At 72.1% G+C, this 18,728-nt stretch carries 17 protein-coding genes and 1 riboswitch; of the genes, 8 read left to right on the forward strand and 9 right to left on the reverse strand.

Annotation, left to right across the window (positions count from 1 at the left end; genetic code table 11):
- Window positions 1-37 precede the first annotated feature (37 nt).
- Window positions 38-1,387 (reverse strand): amino-acid N-acetyltransferase, encoded by a 1,350-nt coding sequence (argA, locus tag Tsedi_RS00205; RefSeq protein ID WP_143892416.1) that lies wholly within the window; start codon window positions 1,385-1,387, stop codon window positions 38-40.
- 50 nt (window positions 1,388-1,437) lie between these two features.
- On the opposite strand from argA, the gene hrpA reads away from it, so the two are divergent.
- From hrpA to Tsedi_RS00220, 3 genes are read left to right on the forward strand one after another with little or no spacing between them, the layout of a single operon-like run.
- Window positions 1,438-5,421 carry an ATP-dependent RNA helicase HrpA gene (hrpA, locus tag Tsedi_RS00210; protein ID WP_143892419.1) on the forward strand — a complete coding sequence of 1,328 codons (3,984 nt, stop codon included), beginning with the start codon at window positions 1,438-1,440 and terminating at the stop codon, window positions 5,419-5,421.
- 49 nt (window positions 5,422-5,470) lie between these two features.
- A complete protein-coding gene (locus Tsedi_RS00215; protein WP_143892421.1) occupies window positions 5,471-5,905 on the forward strand; it encodes a putative toxin-antitoxin system toxin component, PIN family in 435 nt (144 codons plus the stop codon).
- Window positions 5,902-6,168, forward strand: a complete 267-nt coding sequence (locus tag Tsedi_RS00220) for a toxin-antitoxin system HicB family antitoxin (RefSeq protein WP_143889137.1) — start codon at window positions 5,902-5,904, stop codon at window positions 6,166-6,168. The genes Tsedi_RS00215 and Tsedi_RS00220 overlap by 4 nt, the downstream gene beginning before the upstream one ends.
- Here Tsedi_RS00220 and Tsedi_RS00225 read toward each other — a convergent pair.
- The 4 genes from Tsedi_RS00225 to lptF are packed head-to-tail and all read right to left on the reverse strand — an operon-like array spanning window position 6,163 to window position 10,495.
- On the reverse strand, window positions 6,163-7,350 hold the full coding sequence (locus tag Tsedi_RS00225) for a pyridoxal phosphate-dependent aminotransferase (RefSeq protein WP_143892423.1): 1,188 nt from the start codon (window positions 7,348-7,350) through the stop codon (window positions 6,163-6,165). The two genes, Tsedi_RS00220 and Tsedi_RS00225, sit on opposite strands and share 6 nt — an antisense overlap.
- Window positions 7,334-8,278 (reverse strand): CysB family HTH-type transcriptional regulator, encoded by a 945-nt coding sequence (locus Tsedi_RS00230; RefSeq protein WP_143892425.1) that lies wholly within the window; start codon window positions 8,276-8,278, stop codon window positions 7,334-7,336. The genes Tsedi_RS00225 and Tsedi_RS00230 overlap by 17 nt, the downstream gene beginning before the upstream one ends.
- A 22-nt stretch (window positions 8,279-8,300) precedes the next feature.
- The gene (gene lptG, locus Tsedi_RS00235) at window positions 8,301-9,410 is read right to left on the reverse strand and encodes an LPS export ABC transporter permease LptG (RefSeq protein WP_143892428.1); all 1,110 of its coding nucleotides are present in this window, start codon (window positions 9,408-9,410) and stop codon (window positions 8,301-8,303) included.
- Window positions 9,407-10,495: an LPS export ABC transporter permease LptF gene (gene lptF, locus Tsedi_RS00240; protein WP_143892430.1), complete on the reverse strand. Its 1,089-nt coding sequence runs from the start codon at window positions 10,493-10,495 to the stop codon at window positions 9,407-9,409. The genes lptG and lptF overlap by 4 nt, the downstream gene beginning before the upstream one ends.
- 33 nt (window positions 10,496-10,528) lie before the next feature.
- Here lptF and Tsedi_RS00245 point away from each other — a divergent pair, with 33 nt between their 5' ends.
- The 4 genes from Tsedi_RS00245 (at window position 10,529) to Tsedi_RS00260 (ending at window position 14,078) form a co-directional block, all read left to right on the forward strand.
- Window positions 10,529-12,004, forward strand: coding sequence for a leucyl aminopeptidase (locus Tsedi_RS00245; RefSeq protein ID WP_143892433.1), 1,476 nt, complete (start codon window positions 10,529-10,531; stop codon window positions 12,002-12,004).
- The gene (locus tag Tsedi_RS00250) at window positions 12,001-12,468 is read left to right on the forward strand and encodes a DNA polymerase III subunit chi (RefSeq protein ID WP_143892435.1); all 468 of its coding nucleotides are present in this window, start codon (window positions 12,001-12,003) and stop codon (window positions 12,466-12,468) included. The genes Tsedi_RS00245 and Tsedi_RS00250 overlap by 4 nt, the downstream gene beginning before the upstream one ends.
- A 1-nt stretch (window position 12,469) precedes the next feature.
- Window positions 12,470-12,808 carry a hypothetical protein gene (locus Tsedi_RS00255; protein ID WP_143892437.1) on the forward strand — a complete coding sequence of 113 codons (339 nt, stop codon included), beginning with the start codon at window positions 12,470-12,472 and terminating at the stop codon, window positions 12,806-12,808.
- 91 nt (window positions 12,809-12,899) lie between these two features.
- Window positions 12,900-14,078, forward strand: a complete 1,179-nt coding sequence (locus tag Tsedi_RS00260; RefSeq protein WP_143892439.1) for a branched-chain amino acid ABC transporter substrate-binding protein — start codon at window positions 12,900-12,902, stop codon at window positions 14,076-14,078.
- A gap of 199 nt (window positions 14,079-14,277) precedes the next feature.
- Here the strand turns inward: Tsedi_RS00260 and Tsedi_RS00265 are convergent, their stop codons facing one another.
- The 4 genes from Tsedi_RS00265 to Tsedi_RS00280 form a co-directional block, all read right to left on the reverse strand.
- Window positions 14,278-14,688, reverse strand: coding sequence for an SWIB/MDM2 domain-containing protein (locus tag Tsedi_RS00265; RefSeq protein ID WP_425472706.1), 411 nt, complete (start codon window positions 14,686-14,688; stop codon window positions 14,278-14,280).
- Window positions 14,689-14,817: 129 nt separating this feature from the next.
- Window positions 14,818-15,639, reverse strand: coding sequence for a sulfite exporter TauE/SafE family protein (locus Tsedi_RS00270; protein WP_143892443.1), 822 nt, complete (start codon window positions 15,637-15,639; stop codon window positions 14,818-14,820).
- 289 nt (window positions 15,640-15,928) lie between these two features.
- Window positions 15,929-16,282: a cell division protein ZapA gene (locus Tsedi_RS00275; RefSeq protein WP_143893019.1), complete on the reverse strand. Its 354-nt coding sequence runs from the start codon at window positions 16,280-16,282 to the stop codon at window positions 15,929-15,931.
- A gap of 14 nt (window positions 16,283-16,296) precedes the next feature.
- A complete protein-coding gene (locus Tsedi_RS00280) occupies window positions 16,297-16,506 on the reverse strand; it encodes a DUF904 domain-containing protein (protein ID WP_143892446.1) in 210 nt (69 codons plus the stop codon).
- 37 nt (window positions 16,507-16,543) lie between these two features.
- Window positions 16,544-16,793: riboswitch (cobalamin riboswitch) on the forward strand.
- A 77-nt stretch (window positions 16,794-16,870) separates the two neighbouring features.
- Between Tsedi_RS00280 and Tsedi_RS00285 the strand changes: the two genes are divergently transcribed.
- Complete coding sequence (locus Tsedi_RS00285) at window positions 16,871-18,715, forward strand: TonB-dependent receptor domain-containing protein (protein WP_143892448.1); 1,845 nt, start codon at window positions 16,871-16,873, stop codon at window positions 18,713-18,715.
- The last annotated feature ends 13 nt before the right edge of the window (window positions 18,716-18,728 follow it).

Raw genomic sequence — 18,728 nt, forward strand, 5'->3', positions numbered from 1 at the left:
ATCGGCTGGTCGCCTCCGGGGATGACCGGGCGGGCGGTCAGATCAGCCGCTTGACCAGCACCTGGCTGCGGCGGTCCCAGTTGTACTTGCGCTTGCGCGCCTCCGGCAGCCAGTCCGGCGAGACGGGCTGAAAGCCGCGCTTGAGGAACCAGTGCATCGTGCGCGTGGTCAGCACGAAGATGCTTTCCAGCCCCATCAGGCGTGCGCGCTGCTCGATGCGCTTGAGCAGCTTTTCGCCGTCGCCCTGGCCCTGCGCCTGCGGCGAGACGGTCAGCGCGGCCATCTCGCCGGTCTTGGCCTCGGGGTAGGGGTAGAGCGCGGCGCAGCCGAAGATCACCCCGTCGTGTTCCAGGATCGTGTAGTTGGCGATGTCGCGCTCGATCTCGGTGCGGCTGCGCTTGACCAGCGTGCCGTCCTTCTCGAACGGCTCGATCAGCTGCAGGATGCCGCCGACGTCGTCCGGCGTGGCCTCGCGCAGGTTTTCCAGCCGTTCGTCCACCACCATCGTGCCGATGCCGTCGTGCACGTAGACCTCCAGCAGCAGCGAACCATCCACCGCGAACGGGATGATGTGGCTGCGCTCGACGCCGCCCTTGCAGGCGCGCACGCAGTGCTGCAGGTAGAAGGCGGGATCGGTGGGGGAGGTGGGGGTGGGCGCGCGGGCCAGGATGGCCTCGGCGTCGGCCAGCGACAGCTCGGTGTCGATCGGGTTGTCGTCGCCGGGGGGGTCGAAGGGCCGCACCCGGATGCCGGGGACCTCGGTGACGAAGATCAGCTTGTCGGCCTGCAGCGCCACCGCCACGCTGGTGGCCACTTCCTCCATCGCCAGGTTGAATGCCTCGCCGGTGAGCGAAAAGCCAAACGGCGACAGCAGCACCAGCGCCCCCATGTCCAGCGCGCGCGTGATGCCGGCCACGTCGACCTTGCGCACGACGCCGGAGTGCTGGAAGTCGACGCCGTCGACGATGCCGACCGGGCGCGCGGTGATGAAATTGCCCGAGATGACCCGCACGCGTGCGTCGGCCATCGGGGTGTTGGGCAGCCCCATGCTGAAGGCCGCTTCGATTTCGAAGCGCAGCTGGCCGGCGGCCTCCTGCGCGCAGTCCAGCGTGATGCCGTCGGTGATGCGCACCCCGTTGTGAAAACGCGCCGTGTGGCCTTTGGCGCGCAGCTGCTCGTCCACCTGGGGCCGGAAGCCGTGCACCAGCACCAGCCGCACGCCCATGCTCTGGATCAGGGCCAGATCCTGCACGAGGTTGGGCAGCTTGCCGGCGGCGATGGCCTCGCCCGGCACGCCGACGACGAAGGTCTGGTGGCGGAACTTGTGGATGTAGGGCGCCACCGCGCGGAACCACGGCACGAAGGTGAAGTTGAACACGGTGGACATGGCGCGGCGGGGTCGGCTGACGGGCGGGGCTCCGGGATAATCGCGCACCCATGCGCGACGAAGCGATAGTGTGCCACCAGCCGGCCCGCGGGCCGGTGCTGACCTTTCCCGAGACGCTGCCGGTGTCGGCGCGGCGCGCCGACATCGAGGCGGCGCTGCGCGCGCATCAGGTGGTGGTGGTGTGCGGTGAGACGGGCTCGGGCAAGACGACGCAGCTGCCCAAGATCGCGCTGGCGCTGGGGCGCGGCGGCGGCCTGGACTGGCAGTCGCAGCCGGGGCGGCGGCGCCCGCTGATCGGGCACACGCAGCCCCGGCGCATCGCGGCGACGTCGGTGGCGGCGCGCATCGCCGAGGAGACGCAGACCGAGCTCGGCGCGCTGGTCGGCTACCAGATCCGCTTCCACGACCGGCTGCAGCCCGGCGCGGCGATCAAGCTGATGACCGACGGCATCTTGCTCGCCGAGACGCAGCGCGATCCCCTGCTGCGCGCCTACGACACGCTCATCATCGACGAGGCGCACGAGCGCAGCTTGAACATCGACTTCCTGCTCGGGTATCTGAAGCAGCTGCTGCCGAAGCGCCCGGATCTGAAGCTCATCATCACCTCGGCGACGATCGATGCGGAACGCTTCGCGCAGCACTTCGCCGGGCCGGCCGGGCCGGCGCCCATCATCCACGTCAGCGGCCGCACCTATCCCGTCGAGATCCGCTGGCGCCCGTTCGAGGAAAGCCGCGATTGGGGCCTGAACGATGCCATCGCCGATGCGGTCGACGAGCTGTGGCGCGGCGGCGCGCACGACGGCGACATCCTGGTCTTCCTGCCCGGCGAGCGCGAGATCCGCGACGCCGCCGACCACCTGCGCCGCCACCTGAGCCACCAGCCGGCGCTGCGCGACACGGAGGTGCTGCCGCTGTACGCGCGCCTGAGCGCCGCCGAGCAGAGCCGCATCTTCCACCCGGGCGGGGCGCGGCGCATCGTGCTGGCCACCAACGTGGCCGAGACGTCCCTGACGGTGCCCGGCATCCGCTACGTGATCGACTCCGGGCTGGCGCGCGTCAAGCGCTACAGCCTGCGCAGCAAGGTCGAGCAGCTGCTGGTGGAGCCGATCAGCCAGGCCGCAGCCAACCAGCGCGCCGGCCGCTGCGGCCGCGTCGCCGAGGGCATCTGCATCCGCCTCTACGACGAACAGGATTTCGCGCGCCGGCCGCGCTACACCGATCCGGAGATCCTGCGCTCGTCGCTGGCCGGCGTCATCCTGCGGATGAAGGCGCTGGGGCTGGGCGACGTGGAGGCGTTTCCGTTCCTGGAGGTGCCGTCGCGCCGCGCGGTGGCCGATGGGCTGCAGACGCTCACCGAGCTGGGGGCGCTGGATGCGCAGGGACAGCTGACCGAGCTGGGGCGCCAGCTCGCGCGCCTGCCGCTGGATCCGCGCATCGGCCGCATGCTGATCGAGGCGCAGCGCCGCGGCGCGCTGCGCGAGGTGCTGGTGATCGCCAGCGCGCTGTCGATCCAGGACGTGCGCGAGCGCCCGCTGGAGCAGGCCGCCAAGGCCGATGCGGCGCACGCGCGCTTCGACGACGAGCGCAGCGAGTTCGTCGGGCTGCTCAGGCTCTGGGACTGGCTGCAGCAGGCGCGCGGCGGCGTGCACGCGCCGGGGCAGCCGCCGACGCCCAAGCTGTCGAACCGCCAGTACGAGGCGCTGCTGCGCGAGCATTTCATCAGCGTCAAGCGCGTGCGCGAGTGGCGCGACGTGCACCAGCAGCTGCACACGCTGGCCGCCGAGCACGGCTGGCGCGAGCAGGCCGAGCCCGCCAGTTACGAGGCGCTGCACCTGAGCCTGCTGGTCGGGCTGCTGCCCAACGTCGGCCTCAAGCACGACACCGAGGACCACTACCAGGGCGCGCGCGGCATCAAGTGGTGGCCGCACCCCGGGGCGCGGCTCAAGCGCAGGCCGGCGCGCTGGATCGTCTGCGCCGAGCTGGTGGAGACCACGCGTCTGTACGGTCGCGGCATCGCCGCCATCGAGCCCCAGTGGCTGGAGCAGGTGGCCGCGCACCTGATCCAGCGCGAGCTCTCCGCACCGCTGTGGGACCGCCGCAGCGCCGAGGTGATCGCGCACGAGCGCGGCACGCTGTGGGGCCTGCCGGTCTACGGCGGGCGGCGCGTGGCCTACGCGCGCCTCGACCCGGTGGCCGCGCGCGAGGTGTTCATCCGCGAGGGTCTGGTGGCGGGCCTCACCGAAGACACCTGGGATTGCCGGCTGCCGTTCTGGACGCACAACCGGCGCGTGCTGCGCGAGGTGCAGGCGCTGGAGCACAAGGCGCGCCGGCAGGACGTGCTGGTGGATGAAAGCCTGATCTTCGCCTTCTTCGACCGCTACCTGCCAGCCGACGTGGCCAGCGGACGTGACCTGGAGCGCTGGTGGCGCCAGGCCAGCGCCGAGCAGCGCCAGCGGCTGTTCCTGAGCCGCGAGGAGCTGATGCGCCACGAGGCCGCCGGCGTCACCACCGACGCCTACCCACCGCTGCTTCGCCTGGGGGGGGTGGACTGCCGCGCGCACTACCTGCACGAGCCGGGGCACGCGCGCGACGGCGTCACGGTGGAGGTGCCGCTGTTCGCGCTCAACCAGGTCGATCCGCAGCGGCTGGCGTGGCTGGTGCCGGGGATGCTGGCCGAGAAGGTGCAGGCGCTGCTTAAGACGCTGCCACAGAAGGTGCGTGCGCGGCTGGTGCCGCTGCCGGCCACCGCGCAGGCGATGGCCGAACGCTGGATCGCGGAGGGCCGCTACGGGCAGGGCGACCTGCTGCAGGCGCTGCTGCAGGAGGTACGCCAGCGCAGCGGCCTGCCGGTGCAGCCGGGCGACTTCAAGCTCGACGGCCTGCCGCCGCACCTGCTGATGAACGTGCGGGTGGTGGACGAGCACGGCCGCCAGCTGGCGATGGGGCGCGACCTGGCGCTGCTGAAGGCCCAGTGGGGCGACCAGGCACGCGGGGCGTTTGCGGCGCTGGCCGCGCTCAAGCGCCCGCAGGCCGCTCCATCCTCCGGAGCGGCCGGTGGGGGGCAGGGGCCGGATCGTTCTGCATCGGCGCCCCCGTCCTCCGGGGGCGGCGCGGCCCCATCCCCCGCCGCGGCCTGCCCAGTCGGGGCCGGCGGTGGCGCCGACGCCGGCGTGTGGGACAGCGCCGCGCGCCACACGCGCTGGGTGTTCGGCGCGTGGCCGGAGCTGGTCGAGATCCGTCACGGGCGCCAGACGCTGGTCGGCTACCCGGCGCTGCGCGATGCGGGCGATGCGGTCACGGTGACGGTGCACGACGAGCCGGAGGTGGCCGCGCCCGAGCACCGCGGTGGTCTGCGGCGGCTGTTTGCGCTGCAGCTGCGCGATACGCTCAAGGCGCTGGAGCGCCAGTTGCCGGAGCTGACCCGCCTGGCGGTGCTGTACATGCCGCTTGGTACCGCCGAGGCGCTGCGCCAGCAGATCGTCGATCTGGCACTGGAGCGCGCCTTCCTGGCCGAGCCGTTGCCGGCGGATGAGGCGTCGTTCGAGGCGCGGCTGAAGGAGGGCCGCCCGCGGCTGGTCCTGATCGCCCAGGAAGTGACGCGGCTGGCGCAGCAGATCCTCACCGAATGGAGCGCGGCGCAGCGCAAGCTGAAGGAAGCGCGCCACCTGCCGCCGGCCAGCGCCGCCGACCTGCAGCAGCAGCTGCAGCGGCTGGTGGGTCCGCGCTTCCTGCTGGAGACCCCGTGGGAGCAGCTGGCGCACCTGCCGCGCTACCTGAAGGCCGTGCAGTTGCGCATCGACAAGGCGCGCCAGGACCCGGCGCGCGAGCAGCAGCGCCTGGCCGAGCTGCGCCCCGCCGAGCAGCGCGTCTGGCGCCTGCTGCAGGAGCGCCGCGGCGCCGCCGACGAGCGGCTGCAGGCGCTGCGCTGGATGGTGGAGGAGCTGCGCGTGAGCCTGTTCGCGCAGGAGCTGCGCACCCCGTACCCCGTCAGCGTCAAGCGCCTGGACAAGGCGCTGGCGCAGTGGCAGGCCTGATGGCCAAAAGGTTTTCGGACGACATCGCAGGTGATACCATCCGCCGACGATGAGGCTGGTGCTCGATACCGACGTGGTGGTTGCGGCCCTGCGCAGCCCGGCGGGCGCCTCGGCGGAAGTGCTGCGGCTGGCCCGGCGGGGGCGGCTGGTGCTGGCCGCCAGCGTCAGTCTGTTCATGGAGTACGAGGCGGTCTGCCGCCGTCCGTCGCACCAGGAGGCTGCGGGACTGTCGGAGGCCGACGTCGAGATCTTTCTGGACGCCTTGGCGCTGCTTGTCGAGCCGGTGCCGATTCACTACCTGTGGCGGCCGCAGTTGCGCAATCCGGCCGACGAGCTGGTGCTGGAGGCGGCCGTCAACGCCGGCGCCAACGCCCTGCTGACCTTCAACGTTCGGCACTTTCGTGCTGCGGCGGGACGGTTCGGCCTGCCGGTTTCGCCACCCGGGCCGTGGCTGGCCCGCTTTCTGCAGAGGGATCCACGATGAGCGACGTCCGAACCTACCCGCTGCGGCTGCCGCAATCGCTGCGCGCCGGGGTCGACAGGGTCAGCAAGCGCGAGGGCGTCAGTGTCAACCAGTTCATTGCGCTGGCCGTGGCCGAAAAGCTTGCCGCGCTGGAGGCCGAGCGGTACCTCGAGGAGCGCCGCGCACGCGCCGATCTGGCCGCCTTCGACGCCCTGATGGCGCGCCGGGGCGGGGAGCCGCCGCGCCCCGGCGACGAGCTGCCGCCTTCGGCCACGCGTTCATAATCGCGCCAGCCGCCGCAGCGCCTCGTCCAGCGTCGCGTCGCGCTTGGCGAAGCACAGCCGCACGATGCCCTGGCTGCGGCCGTCGCCGTAAAAGGCCGAAAGCGGAATGGCCGCCACCCCGACCTCGCGCGTCAGCCATTCGCAGAACGCCGTCTCCTCCAGCCGGCGCTCGGGCACGGCCAGCTCGCCGTAGCGCACGCACTGAAAGTAGGTGCCCTCGCACGGCAGCAGGCGCAGGCGCGTGCGCTGCAGCCCGGCGCGGAAGCGGTCGCGCTTGGCCTGGTAGAAGGCGCTCAGGCCCAGGTACGGGGCCGGGTCGGCCATGCAGGCGGCCAGCCCGTGCTGCATCGGCGTGTTGACGGTGAAGACGTTGAACTGGTGCACCTTGCGGAACTCCGCCATCAGCGGTGCCGGGGCCAGGCAGTAGCCGACCTTCCAGCCGGTGACGTGATAGGTCTTGCCGAAGCTGCTGACGATGAAGCTGCGCGCCGCCAGCCCCGCGTGCGTGGCCAGGCTGGCGTGCGGCTGGCCGTCGTAGACCATGTGCTCGTAGACCTCGTCGCCGATCAGCAGCACGTCGGTGTCGCGCAGCAGGGCCCACAGGGTCTGCAGGTCGTCCGTGCGCCAGACGGTGCCGCTCGGGTTGTGCGGGGTGTTGAGGACGATGGCGCGCGTGCGCGGGGTCAGCGCCGCGGCCAGGCGGGCAAAGTCAGGACGAAAACCCTCGCCCAGCGGCACGCGCACCGCCACGCCGCCGGCCAGCTCGACGCCGGGCACGTAGCTGTCGTAGCACGGCTCCAGCACGATCACCTCGTCGCCCGGCTGCACCACGGCCAGCAGCGCGGTCAGGATGGCCTGCGTGGCCCCGGCGGTGACGGTGACCTCGGTGTCGGGGTCGTAGGCGCAGCCGTAGAGCGAGGTCACCTTGCGCGCGATCGCCTGGCGCAGCGCCGGCACACCGGCCATCGGCGGGTACTGGTGGTGGCCGGCGCGCATCGCCTCGGTCACCGCCTGCGGCAGCGCCGGGTCGGGGTCGAAGTCGGGGAAACCCTGGCCGAGGTTGACCGCGCCGACCTGCTGCGCCAGCGCCGACATGACGGTGAAGATGGTGGTGCCCACCGTCGGCAGGCGGCTGGGCGGCACCGGGGTGCGGATCGGGGCGTCGTCAAAGCTGGTCGTCATGGCCGTGACCTTCCAGGGCCCGGTAGATGAGGTCGCGCGAGAGGCGGTCGCTGAGCGACTCGGCGAATTTCAGCACGAAGTGCCGCAGGTAGACGCCGCGCTTGAAGGCCACCCGCGCCACGTTGGTGCCGAACAGGTGGCCGGCCGGGCGCACCGCCAGCTCCGGCGGGCGCTCTTCGCCCGCCACCGCCATCTCGGCGACGATCCCGACGCCCAGGCCAAGCTTGACGTAGGTCTTGATGACGTCCGAGTCGATCGCCTCCAGCACGATCTGCGGCGTCAGGCCCCGCTGCGCGAACGCCTGGTCGATGCGGGTGCGCCCGGTGAAGGTCGGGTGGTAGGTGATCAGCGGCTGCGCGGCCAGGTCCTCCAGCGTGATGCGCTCGCGCTCCAGCAACGGGTGGCCGGCCGGCAGCACCAGCACGTGCTGCCACTCGTAACAGGGCAGGGTCACCAGGTCCGGATACTGCGCCAGCGACTCGGTGGCGATGCCGATGTCGGCCACGTCCTCGAGCACCCAGCGTGCCACCTGATCCGGCGCGCCCTGGTGCAGGCTGATGCCGACCTTGGGGTAGAGCTGGCGCAGCCGCGCCACCGGCGCGGGCAGCACGTAGCGCGCCTGCGTGTGGGTGGTGGCGATCGACAGGGTGCCGCTGTCCTGCGCGGCGTACTGCTCGCCGATGCGCTTGAGGTTGGCCACCTCGCGCATGATGATCTCGATGCTGCGCACGACCAGCTGGCCGGGCTCGGTCAGGCGCTTGATGCGCTTGCCGTGGCGCGCGAAGATGTCGATGCCGAGCTCATCCTCCAGCTCCAGGATGGCCTTGGAGACGCCGGGCTGGGAGGTGTGCAGGGCCTTGGCTGCCTCGGTCAGGTTGAGGTTGCGGCGCACGGCCTCCAGCACGAAGCGGAACTGGTGCAGGTTCATGCGGTCGGACTCTCCAGGGGCGTCAGCGACGCAGCACCAGCCAGGCGAGCGCCGCCAGCGACAGCAGCAGGTACAGTGCCGCCGGTGCCCCCGCGGCCAGCCACGGCGCCCAGCCCAGCAGGTTGCCGATGTGACCGAAGATGCCGTTGAGCAGCACGTAGCTGATGCCGATCATCACGCCGGCGAACACGTAGCCCGACAGCGCCTGCTGACGGAAGTGCAGGTAGGCAAACGGCAGCGCCAGCACCACCATCACGACGCAGCCGAGCGGATAGAACAGCTTGCGCCAGAACTCGATGGCGTAGCGCTGCGCGTTCTGGTCGTTGCGCTGCAGGTGGCGCGCGTACTGGAACAGGTCGAGCGTGGCCATGCGCTCGGGCTTGAGCAGCGCCACCTGCAGCATCTCCGCCCCGAGCGTGGTCGGCCACGTCAACGCCGGCAGCGTCTCCAGCGTCAGGCTGCCGTCGTCACGCTGGCGCTCGCGCCGCACCTGCTGCAGCTGCCACGCGCCACCGCCGGGCGGGGCGCTGCCGCTGGCGGCCTCGACGATCTCCTGCAGGCGGCCATCGGCTCCGAAGCGGTGGATGCGTACCGCGCGCAGCTCGCCTTGGGGCGTCAACGCCCGCACATTGACGATGGTGACGGCCTCGCCGTCGCGTTCGCGCAGCCAGGCGCCGGTGGCGCCGACGCTGATGCCGCCGCGGTACTGTGCCTTGAGCAGCTGGGCCTGGCGCGCCGCCGGTGGCGCGACGTAGTCGCCGATCAGGAACGTCAGCAGGGCGAACGGCAGCCCCAGTCCCAGGATCAGCCGCAGCGCGCGCCCGGGGCCCAGCCCGCTGGTGCGCAGGATCGTGAACTCCGAATCGCGCGCCAGCCGCGCCAGCGCGTAGACGCTGCCGATCAGCACCGCGATGGGCAGCAGCTCGTAGGCGCGCGACGGCAGCTGCAGCGCCACCAGCATCAGGGCGTCTTCCAGCCCGAAGCGCTCGCCCGGGCGCGTCAACGACGGCGCGCCCAAGCCCCCTAGCTCGTCGACCAGGTCGAAGAACGCGAACAACGCCAGAAAGCCCGCCAGCACGAACAGGATGGCGCCCAGCGCCTCGCCGTGCAGCAGGCGGCGCACCGTCCTCATGGCGTCGCTCCGGCGAGCCGGCGCGGCCGGGGGCTCTCATGCCAGGCCAACCAGCCCAGCGTCAGCAGCGCCACGCCCCCGTGCAGCAGCAGCGCGAACGTCCATGGATCGACGCGGCCACGGCTGGCCCAGCCCTGGCCGGCGCCCAGCAGGTTGTAGTACACGACGAAGGCCAGCAGCATGAACAGCAGGTGGCCGCCGCGGCCCACGCGCGGCTGGGCCGAGGTGGCCGCCAGTCCGAGCAGCGTCAGGTTGACGGCGCTGAGCACCAGCCCGACGCGCCAGGCCAGTTCGGCATGGTCGGCCGCCTGTCCGCGCGCCAGCAGGATCCAGGTCGGCATCGCGCTGTGCCGCCGCAGCTCCGTCGCCGGGGGCGGGGCCTCGGCGACGCGCAGCGTGTAGCGCTCGAAGCTGGCCAGTTCCCGGCCGGCACCGTCGGCCGGGCGCTGCCAGCGCTGGCCGTCCAGCAGCGTCAGCCACGTGCCGCGCTCGTCACCGTGGAGAGTGCCGGCGCGCGCCGTCACCACGCTGGTGCTGCCGTCCGCGGCGGTGTCGGCGACGAAAATGTTGCGCCCGCCGCGCCCGGCCTCGGCCTCGCGGTCGACGAACAGCACGCGCCGCCCGCCGGCCGACTCCTGGAACTGGCCCGGCGCGATGCGCTGCAGATCGCCGCGCTGCTCGTAGCGCTGGCGCAGCTCGTCGCGCTGCTGCTGCGCCCATGGCGTCACCAGCAGCGCCAGCACCGCCACCGCCAGCCACACCGGCCAGGCGAAGCGCACGATCGGTGCCACGAAGCCGCCCAGGCCCACGCCACAGGTGCGCCAGATCACCAGCTCGCTGTCGCGCTGCAGGCGCGCCAGCGTGCCCACGACGGCGGCCAGCAGCGCCACCGTCAGCACCACCCCGAGCTGGCCCAGCACCGCGTACGTCAGGAACAGCAGCAGCGCCTGCGGATCGACCTCGCCACGGCTGGCCTGGCCGAGCGTGCGCACCAGCAGCATCGTCAGCACCACCGTCAGCATCACGACCAGCGCCGCACCGAAGGCGCGCGCCAGCTCGCGACGCAGTGACGATTCGAATAACATCCGGGGCTCCTGCGGGATGACCGAGCGCGAATTATGGACTTCGATCTGCAGACCCTGGACCTGCGCGGCGCCGCCGACGTCGCGGTGGATGCTCTCATCGTCGCGTGGCCGGATGGCCTGACGGCCGACGCCGCCGACGGGGCCTTGGCGGCCTGGATCGGTCAGGCGCTGCACGATGGGGATCTCGGTACCGAGGCCGGCCACTGGCTGGCCGGTCACCGCGTCAGCGGGGTGGCGGCGCGCCGCGTGGTGGTGGTGCGCTGCGGCGACGGCAGCGCGCGCCGCCTGCGCCAGGCGGTGGCCGCGGCGTGGGGGGCGCTGCAGGCTGCGGCGCCGCGCACGCTGGCGCTGCTGCTGCCGCGCGCCGAGGAGGCCGCGGTCACCGCGGCGGTGCTGACCATCGCCGAGGCCAGTTACCGCTACACGACCACGCTGTCCGACCCCAAGCCGCGCGCGCTGCGTCGGGTGGTGGTCGGCGTGCCGCAGGCCGCCGCGCTGCGGCAGGCCTTCGACTGGGCGGTGGCCACGGTGCACGGGCAGGAGTTGGCCAAGGAGTGGGCCAACCGCCCGGCCAACCATGCCCGTCCGGCCGACCTGGCCGAGGCGGCGCAGGCGCTGGCCGGACCGGGGCTGGAGGTGGAGGTGCTGGGGCCGAAGGAGGTCGAGCGGCTCGGCATGGGGGCGCTGCTGGCGGTGGCGCGCGGCAGCCGCGAGCCGCTGCGCTTCATCGTGCTGCGCTACCGCGGCGCGCCCAAGCGCGAGGCGCCCGTGGTGCTGGTGGGCAAGGGGATCACCTTCGACACCGGCGGCATCTCGCTCAAGCCCGCCGCCGAGATGGACGAGATGAAGTTCGACATGAGCGGGGCGGCGGCGGTGCTCGGGGTGTTCGCGGCGTTGGCGCGCCTGCGCCCGGTGCTCAACGTGGTCGGGCTGATCCCGGCGTGCGAGAACATGCCCGGCGGCGCCGCGGTCAAGCCCGGTGACGTCGTGCGCAGCCTGAGCGGCCAGACCATCGAGATCCTCAACACCGACGCCGAGGGACGGCTGATCCTGTGCGACGCGCTGACCTACGCGCAGCGCTTCAAGCCGCGCGCCATCGTCGACGTGGCCACGCTCACGGGTGCCTGCGTGATCGCGCTGGGGGGCGTGCGCAGCGGCCTGTTCGCCAGCGACGACGTGCTGGCGCAGACGCTGCTGGAGGCTGGCGAGGCGGCGCAGGATCCGTGCTGGCGGCTGCCGCTGGACGAGGACTACGCCGAGGCGCTCAAGAGCCGCTTCGCGGACGTGGCCAACGTCGGTGGCCGCCCGGCCGGGGCGGTGACCGCGGCCAAGTTCCTGCAGCGCTTCGCCGGCGCGGTGCCGTGGGCGCACCTGGACATCGCCGGCACCGCCTGGAAGGGCGGCAAGGACAAGGGCGCCACCGGCAGGCCGGTGCCGCTGCTGGTGCGCTGGCTGCTGCAGCAGGCGCCGGCCCGTCCCCGCCGCGAACGCCGGGGAGCGCGTGCATGACCGAGGTGGTGTTCCACCTCAACGTGGGGGCGGAGGGGCGCGCCGTTCGCCTCTACCTGTGCCGCCTGCTGGCCAAGGCGCACGCCGCGCGCGCGCGGGTGTGGGTGGTGGTGCCCGAGGACGAACTGGCGCCACTGGACGAGGCCCTGTGGACGTTGCCGGCCGATGACTTCGTGCCGCACGTGCGGCACGACCAGCCCGCGGCGCTGCGCCAGCGCTCGCCGATCGTGCTGGCCACGGCGGCGCAGCAGCCCGAGGGGCGCCGTGACGTGGTGGTCAACGCGCAGCCCGAGTGGCTGTCGTGGCTGGAGGAGGCGGCGCCGGCGCGCGTCATCGAGGTGGTGGGCAGCGACGAGGCGGCCAAGGCCCAGGCACGCCAGCGCTGGCGCCGCTACCAGCAGCTGGGCTGGCCCCCGCGCCTGCACGACCGCGCGGCCCGCCCGGCGGCGGTGCCGGAGGGCTGAGATGGCGCCGGGCCGCCAGCCGCCGGCCTTGGTGCCGACGCTGACCGACATCGTGGCGCCCGGCGTCACGCCGGCGGATCGGGCGGCCTGTGGCACGTCCGATCCGCCGGCTTCAGCGCCGCTCGATGAGGCGCTCGTCGACGAGCTCGTCGACCGCGTCATGGCACGCCTGCAGCCGTTGCTGCAGGAGCGGCTGCAGGCAGTCTGGGCCGAATGGGTGGGGCGCCGGCTGGCCGAGGAGGTGCCGGTGCTGGTCAACGACCTGGCCGACGTGGTGCGCGCGGAAGTCGTGCGCACCTTGGGGGCAACCCGAAGCGGGCGGGCGCACGGCCCGGATTGATATCGGTTTTGGTGTATCTTTTGGGTTCGCGCGCGCAATCCGGTGTTGCGCGCAAACCGTTGCAACCATTTCCGTTCCAGAAGGGGCACCCATGCACGTGTACACCAAATTGGCCATCGCGGCCGCGGCCGCCATCGCGCTGACGGCCTGTGGCAAGAAGGAGGAAGCCAAGCCCGCCGCCCAGGGTCCGGCGGTGGAGCCGATGGTCGTCAAGATCGGCCACGTCGGCCCGACCAGCGGCCCGATCGCGCACCTGGGCAAGGACAACGAGAACGGCGCCCGCATGGCCATCGAGGAGCTCAACGCCGCCGGCATCCAGCTGGAGGGGCGTCCGGTCAAGTTCGAGCTGCTGGCCGAGGACGACGCCGCCGACCCGAAGCAGGGCACGGCCGCGGCGCAGAAGCTGGTCGACGCCAAGGTCAACGGCGTGATCGGTCACCTCAACTCCGGCACCACCATTCCGGCCTCGCAGATCTACAACGCCGCGGGCATTCCGCAGATCTCGCCGTCGGCCACCAACCCGAAGTACACGCGCCAAGGCTTCAACAACGTGTTCCGCGTGGTCGCGGATGACACCCACCTGGGCGGCACGCTGGGCAAGTACGCGGTTGAGCAGCTCGGTGCCAAGAAGGTCGCGGTGATCGACGACCGCACGGCCTACGGCCAGGGCGTGGCCGACGAATTCGAGAAGGGGGTCAAGGCCGCCGGTGGCGAAGTGGTCGACCGCGAGTTCACCAACGACAAGGCCACCGACTTCAACGCCATCCTGACCAAGATCAAGGCCAAGAAGCCCGACGTGATCTTCTTCGGCGGCATGGACGCGGTGGCGGGCCCGATGCTCAAGCAGATGAAGCAGCTGGGCATCAACGCCAAGTTCATGGGCGGCGACGGCATCTGCACCAGCGAGCTGCCCAAGCTGGCCGGCGACGGCATGGCCGACGAGCAGGTCTACTGCGCCGAGGCCGGTGGCGTCGAGGGCGAACAGAAGGCGGCGATGGACAAGTTCCGCGCCGACTTCAAGGCCAAGTTCGGCGTGGACGTGCAGGTGTACGCGCCGTATGTGTACGACGCCGTGCACGTGATGGTCAAGGCCATGCAGAACGCCAACTCGGCCGATCCGGCCAAGTACCTGCCGGCGCTCAAGCAGATCAGCCACAAGGGCGTGACCGGTCTGATCGAGTTCGACGAGAAGGGCGACATCAAGAACGGTGCGCTGACGCTCTACACCTACAAGGGTGGTCAGCGCTCGGAGATCGCGGTCGTGCGTTGAGGCGCATGCGCCACCGCCCCGGCGCCTGACAGGCGCCGGGGCGGTGGCGGCAGGCTGCGTTCCCCGCGCAAGCCCCCGCCAGCCGGCGGGGGTTTTCGTTTGCGGGGGCGGCGGCGCGGCGTCGGCCGACGTCCCATGCAAAAGCCCCGCGCGAGGGCGGGGCCTTCGAGGGTGCGGGCGCCGCGGCGCCGGCGTGCCTTCAGGACAGGTGCGAGCTGATGATCTTGGTCATCTCGAACATCGACACCTGCGCCTTCTTCAGCACCGCCTTGAGCTTGGCGTCGGCGTTGATCATGCGCTTGTTGGTGGCGTCCTGCAGCTTGTTCTTCTTGATGTATTCCCACACCTTCTTGGTCACCTCGGTGCGCGGCAGCGGCTTGGCGCCGACGATGGCGGCCAGCTCGGCGCTGGGGGTCATCGGCTTCATGAACGCCGCGTTGGGCGTGCGCTTCGGCGCGGCGGTGGCCTTGGCCGCGGCCGGCTTGGCGGCCGCAGGCTTGGCCGTCTTGGCCGCGGAGGTGGACTTGGGCGAGGCAGCTTTCTTCGCAGTGGCCATGAGTCGATCCTTGGGTTGGTTGCAAGCTCGCCACGCAGCGCCACGCGGGCGCACGCATGGATGGCTGCATCGTACTGCCAAGAAGGCGCTTTTTCCAGCGTCCGCACGCCCCGAGGCCCCTTGGACGGGGTTTTCCCGGAGGCGCGGCGGCGCGGGCGTTGCGTGGCGCAGACGCGGCGGCGCTCAGCCCCGCCACGCCTTCCACGTCATGGCCGCCGCCAGGCCGTACAGCAGCAGCGCAAACACGCGCTTGAGCGTGGCCACCGGCAGCGCGTGCGCCACGCGCACGCCCACCGGCGCCATCAGCACGCTGGCGCTGGCGATCACCGCCAGCGCCGGCAGGAACACGTAGCCCAGCGCGCCGGCCGGCCGCCCCGGCACGCCCGCTCCGGACCACAGGTATCCCAAGCCGTTGGCCAGCGCGATCGGAAAGCCCAGCGCGGCGCTGGTGGCCACCGCCTGATGCATGACCACGCCGCACCACGTCATGAACGGCACGCTGATGAACCCCCCGCCGGCGCCCACGAGGCCGGAGAGAAAGCCGATCGCGCCGCCGGCGGCCAGCTGTCCCGCCGGTCCGGGCAGACCCCGCCCCGTGCCGCCCTGCGGCCTGGCGGCCGAGCGCAGCATCTGCGTGGCCGAGAAGGCCACGAAGCCCGCGAACAGCAGCGCCAGCCAGCGACCCGACAGCACGCGGAACGCACCGGCGCCGGCCAGCAGCGCGCCCAGCACGATGCCCGGCGCGAGCCGGCGCACCAGATCCCAGCGTACCGCGCCGCGGCGGTGGTGCGCGCGCACGCTCGACAGCGACGTGAAGACGATCGTGGCCATCGAGGTGGCGATCGCCATCTTGACCGCCAGGTCACCGGCAACGCCGCGCTGCGCGAGGATGAAGGTGAGGAAGGGCACCATCAGCATGCCGCCCCCGATGCCGAGCAGTCCCGCCAGGAAACCGGTGGCGATGCCCAGCGCGACCAGTTCGGCGATCAGCAACGGTTCGAGCATGAGATGACGAGGCAGGCTGCGCGACGCCGGGGCGCGCGGGCACTGCGCGGCAGACGGCCGGGATGGAGGGGCAGAGGAGGGTGTCTGCCAAACCGCCGGACCGGCATCCTGAACGCGGAGGTTCAGGTGGGCGAGGGCAGCGCGGCTTCGGGTTCGTCTGACGCGAGACGATCGCGCCCGCCGCGCGATGTACCAAGCCCGGGCTCTACGAGCATTGGTTCAAGGAATGTAGGGCCCGACGGATGGCAGACGGCCCGATTGTACCCCGCCGGGTGCCCGGGCGGCGAGGTCACGGCAGCCGGTCGTCGGCCGCCAGCGCCTCGTCCAGGCGCGCGATCAGCGCGCGCAGGCGCTGCTCGGCCTGCGGCGGCAAGGCGGCGGCGTCGGCGGCCGGCTCGCCCTCGGGCGTGCCGAACGAGGAGTTGCGGAATGCCAGCGCCGGGTCGCGGTGGGCGGCGTCGAAGGCGATGTTGAGCGCCGCCAGCACCGCGATGCGGTCGCGCGCCTTGACCTTGCCGGCGTCGCGGATGCGGCACATCGCCGCATCCACCTGCGCCACCGCCTCACGCAGCGCCTCCTCGCCATCGGCCGGGCAGGCCAGCACGTAGGTCTGGCTCATGATCTGCACCTCGACCTGCTTGATCGGTGCGCGCGTCGTCATACGGCCTCCTGCGCGTCGTCCAGCGCCGCGGCCAGCGCCGCCAGCCGGGCACGCGCCTGCCGGCACTGCGCCAGCAGGTGGTCGCGCTCCTCGGTCAGCCGCCGCACTTCCTGCTCCAGCAGCGCCTGGGTGCGACGCAGCTCCTCGTGTCGCAGCAGCAGCCGCTCCACGCGCCGGGCGAGGTCGTCGATCAGGGTGGCATCCATCGTCCGGCGATTGTAGGGCCGCCGTCCGGGCCGGCGCTACAATGATCTCCGCGTTGGTGCTCGCGCCGTCCGTCCGTGGCGGCGCAGTTAAACGGGAAGCTGGGGGGTGGTACGCCGTGCGGCATACCGCCTAACCAGCGCTGCCCCCGCAACGGTAAGTGGACGTCGCCGCGCCCCGCGGCGCGGTGGCCGCTGCCGGCTCCATGCCACTGGGTGCTGCGCCACCCGGGAAGGCGCCGGCGGTCGTCTCCACCAGCCCGGATACCGGCCAACGGGGTGGCGCCGGGGTCTCGGCCGCGGCGCCGTGTCGCCCAGACACCGTCGGGGAGGGCGGTGAGGGCTCGTCGATGTCCTTCGATCCGATATGATCCATTCCGCTCTTGCCGGCCGCCTGCGGCCGGTGGCGCTGGCCTGCCTGTGCGCCGGCGCCGTGTCGCCCTGGGCGATGGCCCAGTCTCAACCGATGCTGGATGCGGTGGTGGTCAGCGCCACCCGCTCGCAGCAGCCCATCACCGACGTGATCGCCGATGTGACGGTGATCGACCGCGACACGATCGAGCGCAGCGGCGCCGCTGCCGTCGCCGACGTGCTGGCGCGGGTGCCGGGTGTCACGATCAGCCGCAACGGCGGGCCGGCCACGACGACCAACGTCTACCTGCGCGGCGCCGAGGGGCGCTTCACCGCGGTGTTCATCGACGGGGTGCGCATCGATTCGCAGTCCACCGGCGGGGCGACCTGGAATGCGATCCCGCTGTCGCAGGTGGAGCGCATCGAGGTGCTGCGCGGGCCGGCCGCGGCCATCTACGGCTCGGACGCGCTGGCCGGGGTCGTGCAGATCTTCACGCGCGAGGGCGAGGAAGGATTCTTCCCCTCGGTGCGGATGGGGCTGGGCAGCCACCAGACCCGCACGCTCGGGGTGTCGCTGCGCGGTGGCGCTGAGGGTGTGGACTATGCGTTCGGGGTCGGTGCGGAGCGCAGCGACGGCTTCAACGCCCGCCTGCAGGGCAATCCGGACCGCGACGGCTACCGCAACGAGAACCTCTCCGGACGTCTGGGCTGGCGGGTGGCTCCGGGGCACAGGCTGGAGCTGACGCTGCTGGACAGCCGCCAGCGCGCCGGCTACGACGGCTTCACGCCCGGACTGGACGACCAGAGCCTGCACCGCCTGCGCACGGCCGGGCTGCATTGGACCGCGCAGTGGAGCGAGGTCTGGACCACCCGCGCCAGTCTGACGCGCGGCACCGACCGCTACGAGACGACGCCGTCGCCGTACCTGACCGAAACGCGCGTGACCACCGCCCTGCTGCGCAACGAACTGCGGCTGGGTCCGGGCCTGATGACGGTGGATCTGGAGCGGCGCGAGGATGCGCTGGACAACCGCAGCACGACGCCGCCCCGCACCGACCGCCACCAGAACGCCGTGGCCGTGGGTTACGGCTGGCGCTCGGGACCGCACCATCTGCAGGTCAACGCGCGCCACGACGACGACAGCGAGTTCGGCGGCCAGTCCACCGGGCTGCTGGCTTATGGCCATGACGTCAGCCGCACGCTGCGCGTGACGGCGTCGGCGGGCACGGCGTTCCGGGTGCCGACGCTGTTCCAGCGCTTCAGCATCTACGGCAAGCCCGACCTCAAGGCCGAGAAGGGCCGCAACGTGGAGGCCGGCCTGCATTGGCAGTCCGGGGCGGACCGGCTGTCGGTGGTGGCCTACCGTAACCGCGTGCGCGACCTGATCGACTACGTCAGCGGCCCCGGACCTTGCGTCAACGGCGTGGGACCGTACGCCGGCTGCTACGACAACGTCGGCCGGGCCCGCATCACCGGGGTGACGTTGAGCGGCGGCACCCGCCTCGGCGCGGTCAACCTGGGCGGCTCGTGGGACGTGATGCGACCCAAGAACGAGCTGACGGACAAGTGGCTGGCCCGGCGGCCGCGCACGCAGGCGACGCTGACGGCCGACACCGTTGCCGCGGGCTGGCGCCTGGGAGGCGAAGTGCAGGTGGTGGGCGAGCGCTACAACAACGCGGCCAACACCCAGCGGCTGGCGTCCTACACCCTGCTCAACCTGACGGCCGAGCGGCCGCTGGGGCGCGACTGGCGCTTGCTCGCGCGCCTCGACAACGCCACCGATCGCGCCTACGAGACGGTGGCGGGCTACGCGACGCCGGGCCGGACCCTGTTCGTCGGCCTGAGCTGGGCCCCGCGCTGAGGCCGGGTCATGG

The organism is Tepidimonas sediminis, from assembly GCF_007556605.1.
Taxonomy (GTDB): domain Bacteria; phylum Pseudomonadota; class Gammaproteobacteria; order Burkholderiales; family Burkholderiaceae_C; genus Tepidimonas; species Tepidimonas sediminis.

Excerpts from the sequence above, each read along its gene's own strand:
- lptG (WP_143892428.1), bottom strand. The coding sequence starts at position 9,410 with ATGAGGACGGTGCGCCGCCTGCTGCACGGCGAGGCGCTGGGCGCCATC.
- Tsedi_RS00250 (WP_143892435.1), top strand. The coding sequence starts at position 12,001 with ATGACCGAGGTGGTGTTCCACCTCAACGTGGGGGCGGAGGGGCGCGCC.
- Tsedi_RS00245 (WP_143892433.1), top strand. The coding sequence starts at position 10,529 with ATGGACTTCGATCTGCAGACCCTGGACCTGCGCGGCGCCGCCGACGTC.
- lptF (WP_143892430.1), bottom strand. The coding sequence starts at position 10,495 with ATGTTATTCGAATCGTCACTGCGTCGCGAGCTGGCGCGCGCCTTCGGT.
- hrpA (WP_143892419.1), top strand. The coding sequence starts at position 1,438 with ATGCGCGACGAAGCGATAGTGTGCCACCAGCCGGCCCGCGGGCCGGTG.
- Tsedi_RS00270 (WP_143892443.1), bottom strand. The coding sequence starts at position 15,639 with ATGCTCGAACCGTTGCTGATCGCCGAACTGGTCGCGCTGGGCATCGCC.
- Tsedi_RS00260 (WP_143892439.1), top strand. The coding sequence starts at position 12,900 with ATGCACGTGTACACCAAATTGGCCATCGCGGCCGCGGCCGCCATCGCG.
- Tsedi_RS00230 (WP_143892425.1), bottom strand. The coding sequence starts at position 8,278 with ATGAACCTGCACCAGTTCCGCTTCGTGCTGGAGGCCGTGCGCCGCAAC.
- Tsedi_RS00220 (WP_143889137.1), top strand. The coding sequence starts at position 5,902 with ATGAGCGACGTCCGAACCTACCCGCTGCGGCTGCCGCAATCGCTGCGC.
- Tsedi_RS00215 (WP_143892421.1), top strand. The coding sequence starts at position 5,471 with ATGAGGCTGGTGCTCGATACCGACGTGGTGGTTGCGGCCCTGCGCAGC.
- Tsedi_RS00225 (WP_143892423.1), bottom strand. The coding sequence starts at position 7,350 with ATGACGACCAGCTTTGACGACGCCCCGATCCGCACCCCGGTGCCGCCC.
- Tsedi_RS00280 (WP_143892446.1), bottom strand. The coding sequence starts at position 16,506 with ATGGATGCCACCCTGATCGACGACCTCGCCCGGCGCGTGGAGCGGCTG.
- argA (WP_143892416.1), bottom strand. The coding sequence starts at position 1,387 with ATGTCCACCGTGTTCAACTTCACCTTCGTGCCGTGGTTCCGCGCGGTG.
- Tsedi_RS00255 (WP_143892437.1), top strand. The coding sequence starts at position 12,470 with ATGGCGCCGGGCCGCCAGCCGCCGGCCTTGGTGCCGACGCTGACCGAC.
- Tsedi_RS00285 (WP_143892448.1), top strand. The coding sequence starts at position 16,871 with ATGATCCATTCCGCTCTTGCCGGCCGCCTGCGGCCGGTGGCGCTGGCC.